At 54.5% G+C, this 22403-nt stretch carries 21 protein-coding genes; 8 read left to right on the forward strand and 13 right to left on the reverse strand.

Annotated elements, in window-relative coordinates; translation table 11 throughout:
- Window positions 1–28: 28 nt before the first annotated feature.
- Window positions 29–493 carry an SMI1/KNR4 family protein gene (locus F456_RS0115160; protein WP_018977898.1) on the forward strand — a complete coding sequence of 155 codons (465 nt, stop codon included), beginning with the start codon at window positions 29–31 and terminating at the stop codon, window positions 491–493.
- Between the two features lie 49 nt (window positions 494–542).
- Here the strand turns inward: F456_RS0115160 and csaA are convergent, their stop codons facing one another.
- The 3 genes from csaA to F456_RS24360 form a co-directional block, all read right to left on the reverse strand.
- Window positions 543–875 (reverse strand): chaperone CsaA, encoded by a 333-nt coding sequence (gene csaA / locus F456_RS0115165; RefSeq protein WP_018977899.1) that lies wholly within the window; start codon window positions 873–875, stop codon window positions 543–545.
- Between the two features lie 105 nt (window positions 876–980).
- Window positions 981–2168 (reverse strand): MFS transporter, encoded by a 1188-nt coding sequence (locus F456_RS0115170; protein ID WP_018977900.1) that lies wholly within the window; start codon window positions 2166–2168, stop codon window positions 981–983.
- Entirely contained in the window at window positions 2165–2320 is a 156-nt protein-coding gene (locus F456_RS24360) for a hypothetical protein (RefSeq protein WP_018977901.1), read from the reverse strand. The genes F456_RS0115170 and F456_RS24360 overlap by 4 nt, the downstream gene beginning before the upstream one ends.
- A 302-nt stretch (window positions 2321–2622) precedes the next feature.
- On the opposite strand from F456_RS24360, the gene F456_RS0115180 reads away from it, so the two are divergent.
- Window positions 2623–3069 carry an Lrp/AsnC family transcriptional regulator gene (locus F456_RS0115180; protein WP_018977902.1) on the forward strand — a complete coding sequence of 149 codons (447 nt, stop codon included), beginning with the start codon at window positions 2623–2625 and terminating at the stop codon, window positions 3067–3069.
- A 96-nt stretch (window positions 3070–3165) separates the two neighbouring features.
- The gene (locus F456_RS0115185) at window positions 3166–4056 is read left to right on the forward strand and encodes a DMT family transporter (protein ID WP_018977903.1); all 891 of its coding nucleotides are present in this window, start codon (window positions 3166–3168) and stop codon (window positions 4054–4056) included.
- Between the two features lie 151 nt (window positions 4057–4207).
- On the opposite strand, the gene F456_RS0115190 is transcribed toward F456_RS0115185, so the two are convergent.
- The 4 genes from F456_RS0115190 to F456_RS0115205 form a co-directional block, all read right to left on the reverse strand.
- Window positions 4208–6625, reverse strand: coding sequence for an MMPL family transporter (locus F456_RS0115190; protein WP_018977904.1), 2418 nt, complete (start codon window positions 6623–6625; stop codon window positions 4208–4210).
- Between the two features lie 77 nt (window positions 6626–6702).
- Complete coding sequence (locus F456_RS0115195) at window positions 6703–7326, reverse strand: TetR/AcrR family transcriptional regulator (RefSeq protein ID WP_018977905.1); 624 nt, start codon at window positions 7324–7326, stop codon at window positions 6703–6705.
- Between the two features lie 306 nt (window positions 7327–7632).
- A complete protein-coding gene (brnQ, locus tag F456_RS0115200) occupies window positions 7633–9036 on the reverse strand; it encodes a branched-chain amino acid transport system II carrier protein (protein ID WP_018977906.1) in 1404 nt (467 codons plus the stop codon).
- 112 nt (window positions 9037–9148) lie between these two features.
- Entirely contained in the window at window positions 9149–9820 is a 672-nt protein-coding gene (locus F456_RS0115205) for a GntR family transcriptional regulator (protein ID WP_018977907.1), read from the reverse strand.
- A 224-nt stretch (window positions 9821–10044) separates the two neighbouring features.
- On the opposite strand from F456_RS0115205, the gene F456_RS23710 reads away from it, so the two are divergent.
- From F456_RS23710 to F456_RS0115220, 3 genes are all read left to right on the forward strand, one after another.
- Entirely contained in the window at window positions 10045–11916 is a 1872-nt protein-coding gene (locus F456_RS23710) for a hypothetical protein (protein WP_018977908.1), read from the forward strand.
- A complete protein-coding gene (locus F456_RS0115215) occupies window positions 11913–15176 on the forward strand; it encodes a DEAD/DEAH box helicase (protein WP_018977909.1) in 3264 nt (1087 codons plus the stop codon). Before F456_RS23710 ends, F456_RS0115215 begins: the two co-directional genes overlap by 4 nt.
- Before the next feature lie 215 nt (window positions 15177–15391).
- On the forward strand, window positions 15392–15817 hold the full coding sequence (locus F456_RS0115220; protein WP_018977910.1) for a GNAT family N-acetyltransferase: 426 nt from the start codon (window positions 15392–15394) through the stop codon (window positions 15815–15817).
- Window positions 15818–16313: 496 nt separating this feature from the next.
- Here F456_RS0115220 and F456_RS0115225 read toward each other — a convergent pair whose 3' ends face one another.
- The 4 genes from F456_RS0115225 to F456_RS0115240 all read right to left on the reverse strand — a co-directional run bounded on the left by F456_RS0115225 (window position 16314) and on the right by F456_RS0115240 (window position 19008).
- Window positions 16314–17156 (reverse strand): endonuclease/exonuclease/phosphatase family protein, encoded by an 843-nt coding sequence (locus F456_RS0115225; protein ID WP_018977911.1) that lies wholly within the window; start codon window positions 17154–17156, stop codon window positions 16314–16316.
- Between the two features lie 36 nt (window positions 17157–17192).
- Window positions 17193–17648, reverse strand: a complete 456-nt coding sequence (locus F456_RS0115230; protein WP_018977912.1) for an Lrp/AsnC family transcriptional regulator — start codon at window positions 17646–17648, stop codon at window positions 17193–17195.
- Window positions 17649–17706: 58 nt separating this feature from the next.
- Window positions 17707–17880 carry a winged helix-turn-helix domain-containing protein gene (locus F456_RS24030; RefSeq protein WP_083923712.1) on the reverse strand — a complete coding sequence of 58 codons (174 nt, stop codon included), beginning with the start codon at window positions 17878–17880 and terminating at the stop codon, window positions 17707–17709.
- A 285-nt stretch (window positions 17881–18165) separates the two neighbouring features.
- Window positions 18166–19008 carry an AraC family transcriptional regulator gene (locus F456_RS0115240; protein WP_018977914.1) on the reverse strand — a complete coding sequence of 281 codons (843 nt, stop codon included), beginning with the start codon at window positions 19006–19008 and terminating at the stop codon, window positions 18166–18168.
- Window positions 19009–19170: 162 nt separating this feature from the next.
- On the opposite strand from F456_RS0115240, the gene F456_RS0115245 reads away from it, so the two are divergent.
- Together F456_RS0115245 and F456_RS0115250 are read left to right on the forward strand one after the other, a co-directional pair.
- Window positions 19171–19830 (forward strand): ThuA domain-containing protein, encoded by a 660-nt coding sequence (locus tag F456_RS0115245; protein WP_018977915.1) that lies wholly within the window; start codon window positions 19171–19173, stop codon window positions 19828–19830.
- 33 nt (window positions 19831–19863) lie between these two features.
- Window positions 19864–20967: a Gfo/Idh/MocA family protein gene (locus F456_RS0115250; protein WP_018977916.1), complete on the forward strand. Its 1104-nt coding sequence runs from the start codon at window positions 19864–19866 to the stop codon at window positions 20965–20967.
- 147 nt (window positions 20968–21114) lie between these two features.
- Here the strand turns inward: F456_RS0115250 and F456_RS0115255 are convergent, their stop codons facing one another.
- Window positions 21115–21573, reverse strand: a complete 459-nt coding sequence (locus tag F456_RS0115255) for a GNAT family N-acetyltransferase (protein ID WP_018977917.1) — start codon at window positions 21571–21573, stop codon at window positions 21115–21117.
- 54 nt (window positions 21574–21627) lie between these two features.
- Window positions 21628–22389, reverse strand: coding sequence for a tetratricopeptide repeat protein (locus F456_RS0115260; protein WP_018977918.1), 762 nt, complete (start codon window positions 22387–22389; stop codon window positions 21628–21630).
- Window positions 22390–22403 lie beyond the last annotated feature (14 nt).

Below are 22403 nucleotides of genomic sequence, written 5' to 3' on the forward strand. Positions count from 1 at the left end.
GCAGCACATACATAAGGAGGAATCGGCCATGTCCGAAGAAATCGTTCGTTTCATCGAAAATCATTATGGAGTCAAACTGCCCGCAGACTACGTCGCTTATGCGACAGCTGCGGGCAATCTCGGTTACTCTTTCCACGACACCGACAACTTTTCCGAATGGAGCGTCCGCTTTCAAAAATTCGACGAGAACTTTATTTCGGTTAACGAGTCGCACTTCGAACCTGCAAGCCCTGCACCCGGCAAGCTGATTCCGTTCGCATGGAGCATGAGCAGCGGCAATTTTTATTTGCTTGACTATCGCAACGGAACAGCCGATCCTTCGATCGCCAGATTGGATCACGAAGAAGCGATCATCTGGGAAGACGCGATTTCGGAAAGCGGCACGACGGAAGAAGCCCAGACGCTAATGGACGCCAACGTAGCGACAGTGGCGTCGTCTTTTGCGGACTTTGTCCGTAGACTGGAGCCGGACGGAGAAGACTGGAGCGCTTGAACGAATTCGCAAAAGAAGCGTCGAGAGCGGAAGGATTCGGTCTCTCTGATCAGCCGATCGGTGTACCGTTCGGCAGTTCGGTATCAGGCTTCAGCAGTACGACGTCTCCTTGCCCGGGTATTCCGCCCAGCACAAGAACTTCCGAATCGAATCCCGCAATGCGGCGGGGCGGAAAATTGACGACGGCTACAACTTGTCTGCCGATTAACCCTTCCGCTTCGTACCTCTTCGTGATTTGAGCGCTCGATTTTTTGACGCCCAATTCCGGACCGAAGTCGATCTCCAGCTTGATAGCCGGCACTTTCGCTTTCGCGAAAAATTCGGCCTGGACAATCGTTCCCACACGAAGATCCAGTTTTAAAAAATCGTCGAAAGTTGCCATGTCCATACTCACCTCATGCATAATTTTTTGTACCTTGCTATGATCATATCATCGTTCAACGACATTATTGATGCAAATTTATGTTGGCCGTAAGGAGAACCTTACTTATTTAGTGGAAGGGAAACCGTGATGACGCGCACGGTATGCTGTAATCAGCGCGAACACAATCAGAATTACGGCTGCCCAAGGAAGAGAAGCGGCTCCCCACGTACCCAGCAAAAACGCTCCTGTCGCACTCCCTCCGGCGATCGCAAGGTTCCACGAGGTAACCAACATGGACTGCGCCAGATCGGCGCTCTCTCCTCCTGCATTGGCGACAGCCGTCTGAAGCAGTGTAGCTGCCCCGCCAAACGTCAGTCCCCATGCACACGTCGCCAGATAGATAACCGGAGCGCTTTCATTTAAGAAGGCCAATGCCAGGGAAGCCAGCCCAAATCCCGCAAGGCTGCCGATCACCAGCCGTCGCAGTCTTCCGTCTATCAATGCTCCTGTGCCGACAATACCGACCAGCGCCGCTGCACCAAACAGAAGCAGCAGCAGATCGACACGGTTGTCCAAGCCAGACAGCATAAGGTAAGGCGCAATATACGTATACAAGATGTTATGAGCCAAAATCCAGGCCAGCACCGTAAAGAGTACTGCACGGACACCGGGCAAAACGAATACCAGCTTCAAAGATTTACGCCGTTCCGGAGCACGTCCGGGGAAGTCGGGCAGCACTCGGAACGCCCACAGAAGAAGCAGCATTGCCAGCAAAGACATCAATCCAAAAACGGTGCGCCAGCCAGCGAAGCCTCCGACAAAGGTTCCGACAGGAACGCCGAATGCAAGCGCCAGCGGCGTTCCCGCCATCGCTACGGCCATCGACTTTCCTTGCACAGAAGCGGGAGACATTAAACGTGCGTATCCCGCCGTAATTCCCCACAGCACGCCTGCCGTTACTCCGGCCAGAAAGCGGGCTGCCAGCGTAACCGTATAACTGGGAGAGAGCGCTGTGATCGTATTGAAAACAAGGAATCCGGCGATGCAGAGCAGCAGCAGCGGCTTTCTCCGCCAACCTTGAGCGGCCTGCGTCAGCGGAATTGCCGCGAGCAGCGAACCCAACGCATAAGCTGTCACCATCTGACCGGCCATGCCTTCGGATACGCGGAGTTCCTCACTGATCGGCAGCAGAAGTCCGGCAGGAACGGCTTCAGTCAGAATACAGATAAATCCGGCCAGCGCCAAAACGGCAAGCCCATTCCAAGGAAGGCGGACGGCAGACACTTCGCTACGATTCGAGACAGCCTTCATCCGTACACCGCCTCGGTCAGTTCGACTATAAATGAACCGGACATTCCTTTAAGAGCAACCGTACCTACAATTCTTCCGTCTTCAAGCGCCCGATCGATGACCTCGTCAATTCTTTCCGCCAGAATACGTTTCTTCACATTTGCCATCGACATTTTTTCCGCCTCCTCTTCAATTTGCAGCTGTCCCAATTGTAAAAAAAGAGGAGGGAATTCTACATAAGCAAGCCACGGAAAAAAGAGTTCCACGCAAATGAAATCAAGTTGTTTTTGCCTTTTTCCTTAGCATCTATCCGCACCCTTGAGATTATGCTCATCCCATACTCCTCAAGCGCTGTGGTTTGGATTCTGTATGCACGTTGACGAAAGGCATCTCAAGGGCTAAAATCACCGATACATTGGCATGCCAACTAACAAAAATGCTAAAATTTCTCACGATAACGCAAGGAGGACTTGAAATGGACAGTGTTGACAAAGATATTCTTATCCAACTGCAGCAGGATGCACGATTATCAATGACGGAGATTGGAAGACGGGTCGGATTGTCCCAGCCGGCTGTCGCCGAACGAGTCAAGAGACTTGAAGAACAGGGAGTCATCGAACATTATCGAACTGTAATTGCTGGCGATAAGGTCGGCAAAGCTGCCGTCGCTTTCATTTTATTCCGTACGACCCAGTGTCTTGACTTCGTTGAGTTCTGCAGAAACAGCGCACAGGTTGTTGAATGCCATCGAATCAGCGGCGAGTACAACTACTTGGTCAAGATTGTCGTCGAATCCAACTCGGACATCGAACAATTCGAGAATGAAAGCATGAGGTACGGAAGTTCTACAACGCTTGTGTCCTTATCTTCTCCGATCGGCTGCAAAACGCTGCTTCCGGCAGAGACACTCATTAAACTCTGACACGCAGCTTTAACAACCCTTTTAAATATTTTTCGATAGTGTAAATTCAAGCTTCGATAAGCGGGTAATGCAGTCTACATAAGGGAGTGACTCAAATTGAACCTGCTGAAATTTATGCCGCTTATCGTTCTGACCACCTTCTTGATGGGGTCGTCCTTTGCTATCGGGAAAATGGGCCTAGCCCATGCTTCGCCTTTGATGCTGGCTGGGCTCCGCTTTGCGACTGCCGGGCTGATCATGGCCGTTATCGTCGGGCTGCTGAAGCGGCCCCATCCGCGTACTTTAGAAAACTGGATGAAAATGCTGCTTATCGGAGCACTGCAAACGGCCGGCGTCATGGGCTGCATCTTTATCAGCCTGCGCACGATTACGGCAAGCGAGTCCTCGATTCTGACTTTTACGAACCCCCTGCTCGTCGTCGTGCTGGGTACCTTATTTGCGGGCATGCGGTACAAATGGTATCAGTGGCTGGGTGTGCTGCTCGGATTGATCGGAGTCGGGATTACACTTGGGACACAACTGCAGTGGGAAGCCGGACTGCTATTCGGCCTGGCATCGGCGTTCTTCTGGGCAACGGCGACACTGCTTGTCAAAAAGTGGGGCGGCGGCATGGATACCTGGGTGCTGTCCGCCTATCAAATGCTGAGCGGAGGCATTATTCTGCTGATCGGCAGCCTGCTGCTGGAACAGCCCTTCTTCCGCTGGAATGGCGAGTCTGTCACTATTCTGTTGTGGCTGAGCCTCATGTCTTCGATCGTGCAGTTTGCGGGCTGGTATTATGTGCTGCAAAAAAGCGACCCTGGCAAAACAAGCGCCTTCTTGTTTCTGGCGCCGTTCTTCGGGGTCTTGTCCGGCTGGCTGCTTCTTGGCGAGCCCCTGTACCCTTCGCTGATCGCCGGTGGATTATGTATTCTTGTGGGCATTTATCTGGTAAACAGCGAATTCCGAAACAAAATCAAAACCAACTCAGTCCGGAATTCCGTTTAATCCCATCCCTTCATCCTTAACTTTCAAGACCTTAACGAACGGGACGCATACCATTTGCGGAAAAGCCAATTGACTCCCTCTATCCGCTTCATAAAAGACAGAAAAAGCCCGCTCATCTAGAGCGGGCTTTCACTTGTTTAAAAATCGTCGATCAGCGCTTGGCAGCAGCCTCCGCCGCTTCCTGCGCCTTCAGCTCTTCAAGCAGCTTGTCGCCTTCGACGTCGAGGTTCGGCAGAATACGGTCGAGCCATTTCGGCAGCGCCCATGCTTTGTCGCCGAACAGCGACATAACGGCCGGTACAAGCGTCATGCGGATCAAGAACGCGTCGATCAAGATACCGACTGCCAACGCGAAGCCAATCTGCTTGATCATAATGTCATGCGTGAAGATGAAGCCAGCGAATACGGCAACCATGATGATCGCAGCCGCTACAACGACCCGGCTCGCCTGTCCGTAGCCGTGAATAACGCTATCGTTACCCCGGCGTCCGTGCACATAGGACTCGCGCATGGACGAAACGAGGAAGACCTGATAGTCCATTGCTAGGCCGTACAGGATACCTGTTACCATAATCGGCATAAAGCTCAGGATTGGCCCTGGCGTATCGAAGGCAAACAGATCATGCGCCCAGCCCCATTGGAAGACGGCTGTCGTAATGCCGAACGTCGCCAGGATGCTGAGCAGGAATCCGACTGTCGCTTTGATCGGTACGACAATCGAGCGGAATACAAGCAGCAGGATGATCAGCGACAGGACGACGATGATGCCCACGTAGATCGGGAACACTTCCGCCAGCTTCGCCGACATGTCGATATTGACCGCGGTCACGCCTGTTACACCCAGCGTTACGCCGTTAGCGGTCGCAAGATCGGAATTGTCATCGCGCAGCGTGGTAACCAGTTCCCGGGTCTCTGCATCGTTGGGGCCGGTATTCGGAATGACGCTGAAAAGCGCAAGCTTGCCATTCTCACTAATGCCGAGCGGCGACACGACCGAGACATTGTCGACCTGCCCGATCCCTTGGGCCAATGTGCCGAGCGTCTGCGGGGTAACGTCAGCGCCGTTCGCGGATTCCGCGACAATAAGCAGCGTACCGTTAAACCCTTCGCCGAAGCTGTTCGAGATCGCATCGTAACTCTGACGCTTGGCCGTATCCAGATCAGCGGAAGCCGAGGACGGAATCGCCAAATCCATTTTCGCAGCCGGAATCGCGGCGATGCCAAGAATGACGATGGTCAACAAAATGACCGGCCAGCGGAACTTGATCACACCGTGAATCCAGCGGGCTTTCGCCTGCTTCTGAGCGCGAGATGCCTGCATGGCAGCATTCTTCTCGCGCGTCTTCCGGGAACAGATACGTTCGCCGATTAGACCGAGCAGCGCCGGCAGCAGTGTGAGTGCGATCAGAACGTTGATCAGCACGGTCACCGAAGCGACCATTGCCATGGCACTTAAGAAGCCGATGCCGATTACGAGCAGGCCGCACAGCGCGATAATAACCGTAAGACCTGCGAAGAATACGGCGCTGCCAGCGGTTCCGACCGAACGGCTGGCTGCTTCCTTCGCACTCAGTCCCTGATCGAGAATCAGGCGGCGCTGGCGGTTGATGATGAACAATGCATAGTCGATTCCGACCGCAAGACCAACCATTAGGGCCAGAACCGGCGTAATGGAACTCATGCTGAAGAAGTTCGAGAATGCGTATGCGCCTCCGACTCCAATTCCGACGCCGAACAGGGCGACGACAAGCGGAAGGCCGGCGGCAATCACGGAACCGAGCGTCATGACCAGCACAATTGCCGCTACAACAAGGCCGTAAATTTCGTTGGTGCCGACCGGAATATCCAGCGGCAGCAGCGATTCGCTGGGCAGCGCCGTGATTCCCGTCTCGTTGGCCACTTCTTCGACCGTATCGATGACCGAAGCTTTGACTTCATCGGAAACGGCAGACTGCTGAACGGTGAATTGGAACTGGAACAGCGCGGCGCTGCCGTCATTGGCTATCGTGACGCCCATGACCGGCATCCCATCTACCATGAGCTGGGTATACGGCGGCATCTCTGCCGATCCCGCTGCGTCTTGACCGGCAGCTGCAGGATCGGTCGCTCCGGCACCCTGCTGAGCGGCTCCTGCTCCCTGCTGGGCATCAGCGTTACTTCCCGCTTCTGTGCCGGCTCCTTCGTTCGAACCCGCTTCAGCCTGCGCAGCCATTGCTTCAGCCATGGCCTGTGCAGCAATCTCCGGCGTGTTCAGAACCTGATCAAGACCGTACACTTCGCCGACCGCTTCCGCGATCGCCGCTGTACGCTCGGGTGTATTCAAGCTCTCGCCTTCAGGTGCAACGAAGACGACACTGCCCTGCCCGCCGGAAGCTTCCGGCTGCGCTTCAGCCAACTGATCCAGCACTTTTTGCGATTCCGTGCCTTCGATCTTCATGTCCGAGCTTACGCTCACTCCGTTGATCCCAAGCATGGCGATCACGATCGCCAGAACGACGACCCATCCACCGATAAACAACCACGGTTTGCTGTATGCCGACTTGCCGATTTTATACAAAAACTTGGACACTGGGCTCTCTCCTTCTATTTACAAATCGGATGATAGATTAACAGACCTGAACGCGATCAGCGCCATAACGCCAACCGTCAAAATCCGTTTTTCAAATAATTAAATGTCGTTTCCATAAACTCGTCGAATGTCGCTGTTCCCTGCTCGCCGTACGGATCGTCGCTCGGCTCCTCGCCGGGAATCCGCACATTTTTCTCTTCAAGGATAGACAGCACTGCTCCAAATACCGCTCCAGCCAATATATGCGTGTACCCGATCGGATAACGACCGGCGTAGTTGCGATCCAACTCTTCCTGCGCCGCCTTCTGCAGCCTTTGCAGTACAATCAGCACGTACGGCTCCAATGTAGGATACTGCTGCGCCATCCGCAGCAGCTCCCGCAGATTGCGCAGCAGTTCTGTCGTAAATTGCATCCGGGACCACTGCCGCAGCGCGTCCAGCGGAGCCATACCGGAAGGCACCTCCACCTCTTTCAACACATCGCTTCGGCCGCTGGCCAGCGAGAGCACTGCCATCGCCACTGCTTCTTCTTTGCAGGAAAAATGGTTGGCGAATGTACGTCTTGAATAACGGGCCTGCTGCACCACATCCTCGATCGTAAAGCCGTCCAGACCTTTTTCTACAGCCAGCTTATACGAAGTTCGGGCCAGCACCAGCCAAGTTTCTTCCTTTTTCATGTCGCGCAAACTCGCTTTAGTCATCGTTCCTCCCCTTTCTGTTTACTTTCCTTTCATCCATTTACCGAAAAGTTACTGAAACATTCTAAATTCACCATATCATTTCATTGCCCAATGTGCAACGTTTCTCAAAGAGAACTTATTTTTTAGAATCTTGGTTTTTAGAAAATCAACTGGAGAGCTTAGAAGGAAAGAGTTTAAAACGAGACAGCTTCATACAAACGCAAAAAACCGAAAGCCGACATCCGTCGACTTCCGGTTTTTCAATTAGATATCTTCTACTGTATAGCTTCTACGTTGTACTCGTTATTCGTTATTTGTTCTACGGAATCAATCGCCGGCCGACATGCTGCTGTCCGCCTTCGAAGAAGTTCCGACAGAACGATGCGCCAGCGCTGCACTGTCATACGTTCTGGCAGATTTGCCCATCAACTGTGCAATCAGCGCTCCTGCAAGTGCACCAATCACTGCCGGCAGCAGCCAGCCCAGTCCGACTTCATAGAGAGGCAGAGTGGCGGAGAACAGGCTTGTGACAAAAGTAAACTTGATATCAGCTGCTGCAAATCCGTCGAACAGACTTACGAGGAAAGTCAGCAGCATTGCGCCCTGATAGACCAGAGCCTTGCCCTTGAACAGCGGGTGCAGGAACGTCAAGACAACCAGTACGATCACCATCGGATACAGCACCATCAGGACCGGCACGGATACGGCAATCAGCTGCGCCAGACCGATATTGGCTACAACTGCGCTGAATGCGGACATCAGAACGGCAAACTTTTTATACGAGACTTTTGGGAACAGACTGTGGAAGAAAGCGGCGCAGGACGTGATCAGCCCAACACTCGTCGTAATGCAGGCCATCGTTACAATCAGCGCCAGCAGGATAGAGCCATAAGCACCAAAGTAATGCGCCGATGTGGCAGCAAGTACGGCAGCACCATTTTCCAAAACGCCGAGCCCTCCCGCACTTGAAGCGCCGATATAAGCCAGTGCCGTATAGATGATTGCCAGCAGGATTGCCGCAATAACAGCCGCTTTGATGCAGGCTGCTACCAGCTCGCCGCGCTTCTTGACTCCGCTGTCTTTCAGCGCATTTACTACAATGATGCCGAAGATCGTCGCTGCGAGTGCATCCAACGTCAGATAGCCTTCTTGGAATCCTTTGAAGAACGCATTGGCTGCATAGCTCTCATCCGGTGTTCCGAACGGTGCGATCGGGTAGATAATAGCTGCTCCAATCAGTACCGCGATGAAAATAAGCATGAGCGGCGTCAGCACTTTGCCGACCACATCGATAATTCTCGACGGGTTCAGCGCCAACAGGCAGGACAGCGCGAAGAAAATGATGGTAAATATCGCCAGACCGACTGTCTGCGAACCTTCCGGCAGCAGCGGTCTGAAGCCGATCTCGAACGATACGGTGCCCGTACGAGGCATGGCGAAGAATGGACCGATCGCCAGGTACAGCGCGGCAGCAAACACTACGCCGAATATCGGATGCACGCGGCTCGCCAGAGAGCGGAGATCGCGTTCCCCCGAGAAGACGAAAGCGGCCACAGCCAGCAGCGGCAGTCCAACGCCCGTTACGAGAAATCCGGCATTGGCGGACCAGAGATTTTCACCGGCCATCTGACCGAGCATCGGCGGAAAAATCAGATTGCCTGCTCCGAAGAACAAGGCGAACAGCATGGAACCCAGAACGACGATAAATGACAGCGAGACTTTTTTCTGCATGATGATATTCCCCCAACAGCGAACCCTTTTAAGGTAAGGCTTCTGTATTTGATTTTTTCTACTTCATTTCTCTATTTCATTGTCTCTGTTTCCATTCAGTATCGAATAGATGTTATTCCGGATTTCTCTGCATTTTGGCTTGGTATGCATCGACCGCCCGCAGCCAATTATGACGAACCAGTGAGTTCAATGATTCTCGATCTCCGCGTTCGAAAGCCTGAACGATCTCTTCATGCTCGTCGACGGAGCCTTGGTCCAAAATGATCGAATTATGGAAAAAGAGTCTGCGGACATGCGCTTGGAATGTGGAAATTGTATTGGCGATGTACGGGTTCTCCGTCAACTCGACGATAATTCCGTGAAACTCTTCGTCGAGCTTGAGCGCGTAATGATAATCGTCCTTCGCCAACGCTTCGCCGAATTCCGCATTGATATGTCGAAGCGACTCAATCGTCTGCGTGTTGATGAGCGGCAGTGCAATTTCGGCGGCCAGCGACTGCAGAGCGGCCAGCGGCGGCAGAATCTTGGTAATGTCTTCGCCGTTGAGCCCTGTCACCTGCGTCGATACGCCCGGATTCATCTCGACCAGCCCTTCGACGCTCAGCAGCTGCAGCGCTTCCCGGACAGGCGTCCGGCTGACGCCGAGCGCATTCGCAAGTTCGCCGTCGTTTAACTTCTCTCCCGGCTGAAGCGTTCCGTCGATAATCCATTCCTGCAGCTGCTGGAAGGCGCGCTGCTTGGCGGATAATCGGTTCGGTGTCGTAAAACCTGTTGGAATCGGCATAGCGCCCTCCTTTATCCTTTAGTAAGTAATTGTCTTTAACAAGATTTGTCCATTATATCCGGTCAAATTCCGTCATGCAATATATTGCATACGAATTTAAGAAATATTTTTAATTCTTGAACGCGCTGAAGCTTTGAATAAACAAGAGAGGGTACAGACGTTCGCTGCTCCATGTTATAATAGGCGGACGAAATGAACCTTACGGGATGGAGACGATAATCAGCATGAATGGAAACACGGCGTTCACCGACGAACAATGGCATGCGCTCGTACAGAGCACAGCGGAAGCCTATGACGATCTGACGTTAAAAAGAGGCTTTCAATACGAGCGGTTGGGGCACATTCAGCAGCTGTCGCTCTCCGACGACCGGCGGTTGGAAGCCGAAGTCAAGGAAGGCGATGGTCTGTGCCGGGTCGAGCTTGCGCTCGACTTTCCCGCCGGCGGCAGCTGCGACTGCAAGGATCGCAAGCCCTGCCGGCATCAGGCGGCTGCGCTGATGAAGCTGGCCCGGCTGCGCGGACGTCCGGTGTCGGCGCTGGCCAACGCCAGCGCTTCGGTCTCCGCAGCTGCGAAGGCTGCGCGTGCTGCCGAAATGGCCGAAGACGGCGCTGTGCGGGGAGATGGCTCACTGCGAAGAGAGAGTGCGGTGCGGGAAGATCGAAGCTCTGCGGACAGCCTTAAACCGGGCACGTCCTCCTCTTCGGCTCGTCTGACAGATCGCGAAGAACGAGCAGCAGTTCGTGGTACCGGAGGCGGCGCCGAAGACGGTGTCAGTGCCGAAGCTGAAGCCGCTCACGATAGGCCGAATTTTCTCTCCGGCGAAGAAGAACAGCCTGCAAAGGCGCGAAGTATAGAGCTGGCTTCCCTGCTCGCCGCCTCCGGGATCTCCGCCTGGCATCGGCGCTTCGAAGAAGCCGCCTCTTCATTGACAGGACGAACCCGCAATCCGAAGTTCGCCGAGCTGACACTGGGCATTATTTTTGAAAATATGCCTCCTTTCAAACCGGGGATCGAGCAGCTGTACCGCTTGAATGCCTACCTGTTCGTATTGAAAACGATGACGGCGCCGTCCGGACCGGGAATCGGCCCTTCTTCTTCTCCGGGCTATTATGCGCATCTGGCTGTAAACGAAACGAAAGACGGCTTGGAGCGCTGTCTCTCCGCACCTCTTCAGGCAGGAAGCGATGCGCAGGTGTTGGAGCGCCTGGAGGAAACGCTGCGCCTGGTTCGCCGGCAGATGCTGACCGAAGGACGTGACCAAGACGCTTTTGCCAAATGTTATTACCGACTGCTGTCCGAATGGGCAGTGCCGGCAGACGGAATCGGAGCAGACGGGAAAATGACGAATGAAGCTGTCGACGTCTACGAATCGGAACTGCAGTATCTGATGGATGAAGAGCGCGAGCTCGGCCGTTCGCTGAACCGGCTGGCCTGGCTGAGTGCCAATGCCTGGAGCCGTTTTCGCCTCGGACAGGACGCCAAAGCCAAAGAACTGCTTAAGGAAGCAGCGGATAAGCCCTATTTCACTCCTGCGAAGCTGCCCGACTTTTTCACTCCGCTTGCCGCACAGAATCAATGGGAGCGTCTGAGCGATTGGCTGGAAATCTTCGGTCCGCTGCTGGAACGCGCCCGTGCGAATCTGGCCGATTATGAACAATTTTGGAACGATACGCTCAAACATTTCCCTGAAGCGGAATCCCGGATGTGGAATGTGCTGCAGGAGATGCTTCCGTACGCTTCGACCCTTTACGGAAGCAAGCTGATGGAACGCGAACGCTGGGAGGAATGGATGGATTACCAGCTTTCCACCGGCAGAGAACCTTCGCATTTCAAGGTAACTGAACTTGCGCCGATCGAGAAAAATGCACCTGAGCTGCTGCTGCCTTTCTATCATCAAGCGGCCGAGCGGCTGATCGAGCAGCGCAGTCGGGATGGCTACAAAGCGGCCGTGCGCCTGCTCAAACGTCTGGACAAGCTGTACCGGAAAATGAAGCGCGAAGACCGCTGGGAGGTCTTCATGGAGTCGTTTAATGCTAAATATGGACGACTGCGCGCGCTACAAGAAGAATTGAAGAAAGGGAAGCTGATGCTATGAACGCAGTAATGGAAACCGTGACGATCCATGCGGTGCTGAGCGAATTCGGCGACGCTCTGCTGTACGGGACCAAACCGACATACGGCGCGGTTCCGGGATTATATTTCAAGCAGCTGTTGTTCGCGCGGCACGAAGAATCGTTTTACGGCACAGATCTGGAAATCCAGAGTACGGGCGATATGGAATTGGTCCTGCTTCCGGCGGAAATGGTGCTGTCTTTCTTCGCGGACAAGCCGCTGCTGAAGCATATTGGCTGGGCGTTCGATGGCGACGCCGATCTGCTGGCGCGAACCGCGCCCGCGCTGGCTGCAAGCATCGATAAAAGGGCCTATAAACCGGATTTCAAAGCGTACCGTGCAGGAAGCCTGCAGTGGAAATGGGATCGACACGCATTCAAGGAACGCCAGCACGCTTCGGTATTGGCAGCGCTCGACCGGGGAAAAATTCGGACGACGGATGCAGCGGCCGGATCACGCAAGGAAGAACAGGTGCGGCTCAGCGACGAAGAAGCGTATGAGGAAGCGATGTTCGGCGTCCGTGACGAAGACACGCAGGCCGAGGAGACGTTTATGACCGGGCTGCGCGCGGCTTATTCCGCAGCTGTGTTCCAGCGCCGCTACGGCACGGAGCAGACTGCGCTGGATCTGCGCCGCGAGTATCCGCGGCTGTTTGACCGCGGAGCGTCGGCGGCGGGTCTCGACGAGGACGCCTGGCTCGTCGCAGTCGGTTGGCGCGAAGATGCCGCGCCGTTCCGTCCGGTCGTCCGGTTCATGGAGCCGGACGAGGATAACCCTAACTGGAGGCTGGAACTGGCCCTCCAGGACAAGAAGGACGAGACTTCGCTCGTCCCGATCACCTTGTCGGACGTCGGCGCCGCGGCGGGCAGTTGGCCTTCGGCCTGGGAGAAGCATGTGCGCGAACGCAGCGCGGAATGGCTGAAGAGCCTGCGGACCGGACTGCCGACGCCCCGCGTGGCACCGGGACATGATATTCTGGCCCGCAGCATGAGCGGGCCGGAAGCCTGGCAGTTCCTGACGAAGGACAGCCCAAGGCTGCTGGACGCCGGCTGGCGGGTGCTGCTGCCTGCATGGTGGCAGGCAGCGAGCAAGAAGAAGCCGAAGCTGAAGGCTCGGGTTAAGGAAGAGGAAGGCGAAGGCAAGAAGGGCGGACGTTCGGTATTCGGCCTCGATTCCGTACTGAACTTCGATTGGCGAATTGCAATCGGCGACGCGGAGTTTACCGAGGAGGAATATATGGAGCTGGCCGCCAGAAATGAGCGGCTTGTACAGTTCCGCGGCGAATGGGTCGCCCTCGACCCTGTGCTGCTGAATCAGATCAGCCGGGCGATGAATGGCCTGGACAAGAAGAACGGGCTGTCGTTCCAAGATATTCTTCAACTGCACCTGCTGAAGAAAGAAGAGGAAAACAGCGAGGCCGAAGAACGGACCAAAGCCGAAGAAAACGCCCGGCTGGAAATTGAAGTCCAGCTGAGCGGCCATCTGGCGGCACTGATCGACCAGCTCGGCCAGAAGGATGCCTGGCCCGCGATCGATATTCCCAAAGGGCTGCGCGCCGAACTGCGCAATTACCAGCGCGAAGGCTTCGGCTGGCTGGCTTTCCTGCGCCGGCTGGGTCTCGGTGCCTGTCTGGCCGACGACATGGGCCTCGGCAAGACCGTGCAGCTGATCTCGTATCTGCTGCACGTCAAGGAAAGCCGCGCCGAAGCGGCAGCGTCGGGACAGACGCTGCGCGGCGCTCTTCCAAACGCGGGCGCTTCGGAAGCTTACGCGGACATAAGTCCGCGGCGGAAGTCCGGCAGCGCGGCAAATTCTGCCGCGAGTCGGCGCACCGCGAACCCAGCCGGCACACCGGCGGGAGTCGGCGCTTCCGCTCCCGCCTGGCTGCCTCCGGACGACGGGATTATCCGGCCGGGCTCCTATCCGCTGGAAGCTTCACTGATTATATGCCCCACTTCCCTGCTCGGCAACTGGCAGAAGGAGATCGCCCGCTTCGCGCCGGATCTTCGCGTCATGCTGCACTACGGCGGCAATCGCCGCACCGGTGAAGCTTTCGCGGCGGCCGCTTCGGATGTTGACGTCGTGCTGACTTCCTATGCGACATCGGCACTTGATCAGGAGCTGCTGCGCAGTTTCGACTGGCTGACGATCTGCCTTGACGAAGCGCAGACGATCAAGAACGCGCAGACCAAGCAGTCAACGGCGATCCGCAGTTTCCGGGCCCTGCACAAGATCGCGCTGACCGGCACGCCGATCGAGAACCGGCTATCCGAACTGTGGTCGATCTACGACTTCATGGTTCCCGGATTCCTCGGCGGACCGAAGTCGTTCCAGGAGCGCTTCGCGAATCCGATCGAAAAGGAGCAGGACGAGGAGAAAATTACCGAGCTTCAAAAGCTGGTCAAACCGTTCATGCTTCGCCGCAAAAAGAAGGACCCGAACATTCAGCTCGATCTCCCGGAGAAAAACGAGATGAAGACGTATATCCATCTCACACCGGAGCAGAGCGTCCTGTACGAACAGGTCGTCAAGCAGCTCCTCAAGGAGATGCCGCAGCTTGAAGGTATGAAACGCAAAGGCGCAATCCTGTCCGCGCTGACCCAGCTCAAGCGGCTGTGCGATCATCCGGCGCTGACTGCCGGCGATTCGGTCGGCTTAGAACCAGATGAAGCGCCGGATCTGGATACGCTGATCGAACAGTCTGCCAAGCTCTCCCGCCTTGTCGCCATGGTCAAGGAATTGAGAGCCGAAGGCGAGCGCTGCCTAATTTTCACCCAGTATATCGGCATGGGCGAAATGATGCAGCGGGTGCTGAGCGAAGAACTGGGCGAGAACGTGCTCTATTTGAACGGCAGCACGCCGAGAACAGTGCGCGAGCGCATGATTGAGCAGTTCCAGGCAAAAGAACAGCCGCCGGGCGAGACGACCGCCGTATTCATTCTGTCACTTAAAGCGGGCGGCGTAGGCCTCAATCTGACAGCAGCCAATCATGTCTTCCACGTCGATCGCTGGTGGAACCCGGCCGTTGAGAACCAGGCGACCGACCGGGCTTACCGGATGGGCCAAACCAAGGATGTCCAGGTCCACAAGTTCATCTCGATCGGTACGCTGGAAGAGCGGATTGACGACATGCTGGAGAGTAAGCAGCAGCTCAGTGACAGCGTCATTGCCGGTTCGGAAGGCTGGATTACCGAACTGTCGGACAATGCGCTGAGAGATCTGTTTACACTGCGCAAGAGCTGATCTCGGAGGATCATTCTTTCTTTTTCCTTCAAATTAGGAGAAAAAAGGCTAATCATTCGGTTCATATATCTTGTTTTCAGGAGTAAACGTTCAGATATAAGGAACAAACATTCATGAATTAGATCTAATCATTCACAAAAAGAGAATAGATTTTCAGAGCCTATCGCTCGTTTCCACATACCGGGAGTTTATTCGCATATTAAGGAGCATCCATTATGAAAGATCAGGAAATTACGCTGCTTTACGAAACGCCGCAGCCGGAAGAATATATCGCACTTCGGGTCGCAGCCGGCATGAGTGCACGCACGCTCGAAGCTGCTCGAACCGGACTGCCGAACTCGCTGTTTGCCGTCACACTGCGTGAACAAGGTCGGCTTGTCGGCATGGGCCGCGTGCTTGGAGACGGAGGCTGCGCCTACCTCATCTCCGACATCGTCGTGCATCCCTCGCTGCAGCGGCGAGGTCTTGCCCGCCGCATTATGACGGAGATTGAGCGCTACTTGGACGACAACGTACCTCCGGGTTCGTTCGTCAGCCTAATCGCCGACACTCCGGCCGACGCACTGTATCGGCATTTCGGCTTTATCGACACGGCTCCGGCTTCAATCGGCATGTATCGCCCGAGCCGTCCTAACGTTTAAAAATGACCGGTTCAGCTGTTCCTATTTCGCATAATCAAAAAGCCTCTGTACTCGGAATGACTTCCGGTGCAGAGGCTTTTTTATGGCATGTACGCAAACTATGAATCGACTTGATATTCAGCACCTAACTCCTCCATTTAAAGCTGAGGGTTGAGCTGGAGGTTGGAGCCGAATACTTAAATGGTTTATCCTATCTGAACAAATCGACGCGTTTGCACACACTCCTTAAAATAAGTGCATACATGCAGTTATTTTCTGCTTTTAGCTGCCTACAACCTTAATAAGTGCAAGAATACAACTATTTAGCATCAAAAAGCGTATAAAGACCCAAATTAGGACTTTAACTGCACTTGAGCACTTATTTTTCGAAAAAAGCTGTAAATAACACGAAATAAGTGTACATATGCAGCTATTTATTTATCCCTATGCTGCTTATCCATATTTGGCTTGTATTTATTTTTGTAGAGGAAATGTCGGAAGTTTACTCAACCGCGAATTAGATCTCCGCCGCTACTCCGAAATGGTCGGACACGAGCGGACCGTTCTTGCCGTCTAGCACGACTTCGGACTTCTTCGCTTCGATCGGAAGGCTCGACAGGACGTAATCAATGCGTAGCGGACGTTCGTTATCTGCCCAGCCTGCGATCGCTTTGAGCACGGTCGACCCTTCGTCTTTCTCCGCTGCGGCCGTATATAGATCGCACCAGCCGTGGTCCAGCATATAGTCGTAACCTTCCCTCCGGATCTGCGCCACATTGTTCAGATCACCGAGCATGAACAGCGTCTCTCCCGCCTCTCGCAGCGGCTTCAGCAGTTCTTCGGTCCGATCCCACTGAGCTTTGAACGGCTCTTCTTTATCATTCCACCAGCCATAATGACCGCTGAACAGCCAGAGCGGGTCCGCCCCGTTTTCCCCATTTGCCAACGAGGTCTTCACACCGAGCAGTCGGCGTGTTTTGGCATTCATATAGTCATGAATGCCCGATACATAACCGTATACTGCTTCCGTGATCGGCTCCCGCGTCAGCACGGCTACACCTTCATCATATCGTCCCTGATAAGCGCTATGTGTCGGCAGCCAAGACCAGAAATACGGCGTGTCCAGCTGTTCAAGCAGGAGCAGTGCATAATGGTCTTCGCGGATCTTGGTGCCTGGCTCCGCTTCGTAATACCGCGCAAGTCTCTCCGGCGCCGCTTCACTCGCTTGAGGCGACTGGTTGACTTCCTGCAGCGCAATTAGATCGAAGCCTCGTTCATTGATAAAATCGGCCAGCTGTCCAATCTTTTTCTCCTGCTCTTCCTCATGCCAAGAGTGGGTATTCAGTGTCAGACATTTCATGTTTTCACCTGCATTCTTGATTTTTGCACGGCGGTATCAGTCCGCCGCAAACTCTTCTTCCGGCGGAAGAATTGTCCGGTGCACGACCGGCGAAGACAATACAACCGAAGTTTGTACACTCCCGAAGCCGATCATCCGGTCAACCAACTTGCGAAGACCCGGTGTACCCGCTACGACCGCCTGAAGAAAATACCCCGTGTGTCCGGTCACACGATGACACTCAATAATATCCGATTCGGTCTGGGCCCACTCTTCAAACTGCTGCGGTGTTACCTTAAGATCCGCAACCTGAATAACGAGGCGGGTATCCCGGCCGATCGCCGGCGGCGATACCAGAGCCGTATAACCTTGAATGACGCCCCGCTCCTCCAGCCGATGCAGCCGTTCGGCCACGCTCGGCCGACTCAGCGACAATATATTCGACATTGTGGTCACATTCATACGTCCGTTTTGCTGTAATAATTCGAGAATCCTGACATCCAAAGCGTCCAAGCCCCATCACCCTATTCCGCATTGCAAATTTCGCATCGAAACGATTACGTTCAGTATATCATTCTTGAGTAAGGAAGCGGTATCCGACTCCAGGTTCGGTTATGATCAGACGAGGTTGGGACGGATCTTCCTCCAATTTCTTGCGCAAATGCCCAATGTAAATTCGCAGATAATGGCTGTCGCCCTCGTCATACCTACAATACTGCCGTCTAGACTGTCGCCCAAGCCGCAGAGAAACGCACGAATGCGATCATCGCCCGCAATCCCGAAGTCAAACTGATCGATGTTACGCCGAAAGAGCTGCAGCGCGGAAGAGAGATCGAAGAATTTATGCTCGGAAAAAGGTCACTCAAGCGCTCGGCAACTTTTTCAAAATGGGAATCTGATTGCACTTCTAGAGCTGGCGTTGCGTGGAATTGCGGATAACATGGATGAGAGACTGGAATCGTGGGAGCGGAAAAGCACGCTGCGGCCAGAGCCGCCGTTTTCTCGGATACCGAATAAATTTCGAACAGCCTCACCTCAGCTCCGACGGCGCGTATCCTCTCAACTGCCGGAATACCCGGTTGAATGTACGCACATTGCCAAAGCCGCAGTCCAATGCGATATCGATCAGCCTTTCGTTCGTGGCGGCAATCCGTTCTTCCGCACGGCGAATTCGCAGCTCATTCAGATAGGTATTGTAGTTCATACCCGTCACATTTTTGAAAAAGCGCGAAAAGTGAAAAACGCTCATTCTCGCATGATCCGCCCCGTCCTGAAGGGTGAGCGGCATCGTGCTGTTCCGTTCCAGATGATCAAGAAGCTCCTGCATCATTTTCAGGTGAGCGGCAGAGCGGGCATTCCCTCTCCGCTCACTGCTGCCGGGCGGCACATACCTCAGCGTCAGCCCGCACAGCATGTGCAGCAGGCCGATCATTACCGTTTCCGATTGTTCCCAGCTCCCTTCGCCCTCCTGCTCGATTCGTTTCATAACCGCAGCCAGTTCGCACAGCGCCTCTTCTTCGAACGAAGACGGCATCGCGGGGGATGAACGGACGAGAAAAGGCGTTCGCACGCTGCGCTCTTCCGGCCACCCCGCTGGACTGCCGATCAGCCGCGGATTGAATACGACGATAAGGATTTCCGACTCACTCTGCCCACTGTCGTAGTAATGAATGTCTCCACTCCCGCAAAAAGCGAATTCCCCCGCCTTCAGCGTCCGGGTCTCGGAGTTGATCCCAACCTGCAGCGAACCTTCACTGATGTACACAAACTCCAGATCATGATGCCAATGCGCTAGAAAATTCATGTTCCGTACACGGGAAATTTGTAGGGGCAGACCGCTTCCATAAATCCGATTTTCGTGAAAAGCTCGCATGCTTCTCCCTCCACCCACTCTTCTATTCAGCTGTAGATTAGCAAAAATTGTCCATCTGCACAATGGAAATGACGCGCTAAATGAAAGGGGTTACTTTACGATGTAGCTGTAGACTTCAATCTTGAATGTGCAGGCAATCGAACCGAATGGGAGCTGAATACAATGAGCAAACAAGCTTTGATTGTAAGCGGAGGATGGGACGGCCATCAGCCTAAGGAAGTCGCGGACCTTTTTGCCGAGATGCTGCGGGAGGAAGGATTCGAAGCGGAAATCGCCTATACATTGGATGCTTTTCTGGACGAAGAACGCTTGAAGGCGCTGAATCTGATCGTGCCGGTGTGGACGATGGGCGAGATCAGCAGCGAGCAGCTGCAGCCGGTGCTGAAAGCGGTAGAGTCCGGCGTCGGCATGGCGGGATGCCATGGCGGAATGTGCGACTCGTTCCGGAACAGCGTAGAGTGGCAATTTTTGACCGGTTCGCAGTGGGTTGCGCATCCATTCAATGACGGAGTGGAATACGAAGTGCGCATGAATCGTCCTTCTTCCAGTCCGATCATCGAAGGCATCCCGGACTTCACGGTGACATCGGAGCAGTACTATCTGCATGTCGATCCGGTTGTAGATGTGCTTGCTACCACGACGTTCCGCATCAGTGAAGGGCCGCATTCCGCCAATGGCGAAATCGTGATGCCCGTCGTATATACCAAGCGCTGGGGCAACGGCAAAGTGTTCTACAACTCGCTCGGTCACCAGGTCAACATTTTCGATATTCCCGAAGCCAGAGAACTGATGCGGCGCGGCATGCTGTGGGCGGCAAAATAAATCCGAGACAAGCGGACGAAAGGCGGATATGCGATGCAAAAAGTAAAGATTGGCATCATTGGCTGTGGTAATATCAGCGGGATTTACCTGGAAAACCTGACCCGGACGTTCGACAATACCGAAGTGTTCGCTGTGTCCGATATTAGCGAAGAACGGATGAAAACGGCGGCCGAGACCTACGGTGTTCCGAATCAATGGACAGCCGAGCAGATCTTGAGCAGCGAAGAAATCGAGATTGTGCTCAATCTGACGACGCCGGGCGACCATTTCCGAATTTGTAAATTGGCCTTGGAGCATGGCAAGCACGTCTATGTGGAGAAACCGCTGTCTCTACTGCCCGAGCAGGGCAGACAACTGGTGGAACTGGCGCGTGAAAAAGGACTGCTGCTCGGCGGTGCGCCGGATACATTCCTCGGTGCCGGTCTGCAGACGTGTCGCAAGCTGATCGACGACGGCTACATCGGCGATCCGGTCGCGGCGACCGCATTTATGATGAGTCACGGACACGAAAGCTGGCATCCGAATCCGGCTTTCTATTATCAAGCCGGCGGCGGCCCGATGTTCGACATGGGGCCCTATTACATCACCGCGCTCGTCTCTCTGCTCGGTCCTGTGCAAATGGTAGCCGGCATGACCGGAAAAGCATTACAGCAGCGCACCATTACGAGCCAACCTCTGTTCGGCGAAAAAATCGATGTTCAGGTGCCGACCCACGCAGCAGGCACCCTCCGTTTTTGCAGCGGTGCCATCGGAACGATGATTACCAGCTTCGATGTCTGGAGCAGCACGCTACCTCACATCGAAATTTACGGCACACAGGGCACCCTGCTCGTTCCCGACCCGAACAATTTTGGCGGTCCCATTCTCCTTCGCCCGGCTGGTGGCTCCGAGTTCAAGGAAATTCCGCTCCTTCATCAATATGCGGAGAACACTCGGGGAATCGGCGTCGCCGACCTAGCGCACTGCGTCCGCAGCGGCGGCACTCCGCGGGCCGGCGGCGAATTGACGAATCATGTGCTGGAGATTATGCATGCTTTCCACAGCAGCTCAGACAGCGGCGCTTATGCCGAATTGACCACGACCTGTGAGCAGCCGCGCCCTCTGAAGACAGGATTGATCAAAGGTTATCTAGAATAGGAATATCCGTCTGCATTTCAAAAAGGCAGAGACTCTGCCGAAGCGCTCAGCCGTCTGCTTTTTCATACAAACGGCTGAGCGCGTTGGATCGTCTCTGCCTTTTCCTTATTGTCTCTCATTGAACATTCGCCTTGAACATTCGCCGAGTCAGCCCAATTTCTTGCGCATGACATAGTGCGGAATGCCGATCTCCTCAAACCGCTCGCCTTCTCGTACATAATTCAGCTTCTCGTAGAAAGTCACGGCCACTTCGCGGGCGTTCAGCATGATCTCGCCATATCCCTGCTCTGCAGCTAGCCGCTCGGCATACTCGACCAGCCTCCGTCCCACACTCATGCCTCGCAGCGATTCGTCGACGGCCACCTGCTTCATCTGCAGTACGCCTTCGCTTTTCGGACGAAGCAGCAGGATACCGACCAACCGTTCATCGGCAAAAGCTCCAATATGCAGCGCTTCGGCATCGCTCGACAAATTTTCGTCCTCGATGCTCATACCGAGCGGACGACGGAGCACTTCGTCCCGCAGCCGCAGCGACTCCCGGTAGACCTCGCTTCCGAATAAAATCTGACGAATTTCAATTTCCGTCACATAAGTACTCTTCGTCATCCCTTTTCTCCTCCTTTGAGACTTAACGCTTGGGCTGGACTTTAAGGCTGGACTTTACCGATCCGGCTTCCCGCGATCCTGGGAACGCGGTCCTTCGCGCCCATCGTAAGGTTTGCGTCCGCGCGCCCGGCTTTGGCACAGCTTTGCCTTGTCGTACTGCCGATCCCTTTTGTAGATCTCGGCCAGCTCCAGGTTTGCTTCCCGGTCCTCCGGATCGAGAGCCAGAAGTTTCTCGAAGACGGCTTTGCTGGCTCCGTAACGGCGCATGTCTTTATAGATCAGCCCTTTGTTGAACAGTGCATCGGTCGAGTGGGGATTGATGTCCAGTGCCCGATCCAGCTGCTCCAGGCATTTGGAATACGGCTCTCTTAACTGGTAGTAAACGATAGACAGATGGACACGCGCCTCTTCCAGCAGCGGATCGCATTCCAGCGCACGCAAATAATAGGACTTGGCTTCCTTGAGCCGAAGTGATCGTTCGCAGACATAAGCGAGCACCGACCAATTGTCCGCGGACTGCGGATTGATCATGAGCGCGCGTCGAACCAGCGGTTCCGCTTCTTCGTATTTGCCGCGATTAGCGTAGACTCTCGCCTTGCCCGCATACGGCTTCTCCGAGGCCGGAGTCATCTTCATCGTTTGATCGAACAGCTCCAATGCTCCGCGCGAATCGCCCAGCATCAGCCTGCAGCGTCCGAGATAATCGAGGGTCTCAGCATCCATTCCCTTTTCCACCAGCGCTTTTTTGAAATAAAAATCGGCATTACGGAAGTCTCTCCGCTTATAGCACTCGATGCCTTTGTCGAAATGGTTCATGCTTATTCCCTCCT

Origin of the sequence: Saccharibacillus kuerlensis DSM 22868 (assembly GCF_000378145.1) — a bacterium.
Lineage (GTDB): Bacteria > Bacillota > Bacilli > Paenibacillales > Paenibacillaceae > Saccharibacillus > Saccharibacillus kuerlensis.

Excerpts from the sequence above, each read along its gene's own strand:
- F456_RS0115220 (WP_018977910.1), top strand. The coding sequence starts at position 15,392 with ATGAAAGATCAGGAAATTACGCTGCTTTACGAAACGCCGCAGCCGGAA.
- F456_RS0115170 (WP_018977900.1), bottom strand. The coding sequence starts at position 2,168 with ATGAAGGCTGTCTCGAATCGTAGCGAAGTGTCTGCCGTCCGCCTTCCT.
- F456_RS0115215 (WP_018977909.1), top strand. The coding sequence starts at position 11,913 with ATGAACGCAGTAATGGAAACCGTGACGATCCATGCGGTGCTGAGCGAA.
- F456_RS0115255 (WP_018977917.1), bottom strand. The coding sequence starts at position 21,573 with ATGACGAAGAGTACTTATGTGACGGAAATTGAAATTCGTCAGATTTTA.
- F456_RS0115240 (WP_018977914.1), bottom strand. The coding sequence starts at position 19,008 with ATGCGAGCTTTTCACGAAAATCGGATTTATGGAAGCGGTCTGCCCCTA.
- csaA (WP_018977899.1), bottom strand. The coding sequence starts at position 875 with ATGGCAACTTTCGACGATTTTTTAAAACTGGATCTTCGTGTGGGAACG.
- F456_RS0115160 (WP_018977898.1), top strand. The coding sequence starts at position 29 with ATGTCCGAAGAAATCGTTCGTTTCATCGAAAATCATTATGGAGTCAAA.
- F456_RS0115245 (WP_018977915.1), top strand. The coding sequence starts at position 19,171 with ATGAGCAAACAAGCTTTGATTGTAAGCGGAGGATGGGACGGCCATCAG.
- F456_RS0115250 (WP_018977916.1), top strand. The coding sequence starts at position 19,864 with ATGCAAAAAGTAAAGATTGGCATCATTGGCTGTGGTAATATCAGCGGG.
- F456_RS0115205 (WP_018977907.1), bottom strand. The coding sequence starts at position 9,820 with ATGCCGATTCCAACAGGTTTTACGACACCGAACCGATTATCCGCCAAG.
- F456_RS24360 (WP_018977901.1), bottom strand. The coding sequence starts at position 2,320 with ATGTCGATGGCAAATGTGAAGAAACGTATTCTGGCGGAAAGAATTGAC.
- brnQ (WP_018977906.1), bottom strand. The coding sequence starts at position 9,036 with ATGCAGAAAAAAGTCTCGCTGTCATTTATCGTCGTTCTGGGTTCCATG.
- F456_RS0115260 (WP_018977918.1), bottom strand. The coding sequence starts at position 22,389 with ATGAACCATTTCGACAAAGGCATCGAGTGCTATAAGCGGAGAGACTTC.
- F456_RS0115195 (WP_018977905.1), bottom strand. The coding sequence starts at position 7,326 with ATGACTAAAGCGAGTTTGCGCGACATGAAAAAGGAAGAAACTTGGCTG.
- F456_RS23710 (WP_018977908.1), top strand. The coding sequence starts at position 10,045 with ATGAATGGAAACACGGCGTTCACCGACGAACAATGGCATGCGCTCGTA.
- F456_RS0115180 (WP_018977902.1), top strand. The coding sequence starts at position 2,623 with ATGGACAGTGTTGACAAAGATATTCTTATCCAACTGCAGCAGGATGCA.
- F456_RS0115225 (WP_018977911.1), bottom strand. The coding sequence starts at position 17,156 with ATGAAATGTCTGACACTGAATACCCACTCTTGGCATGAGGAAGAGCAG.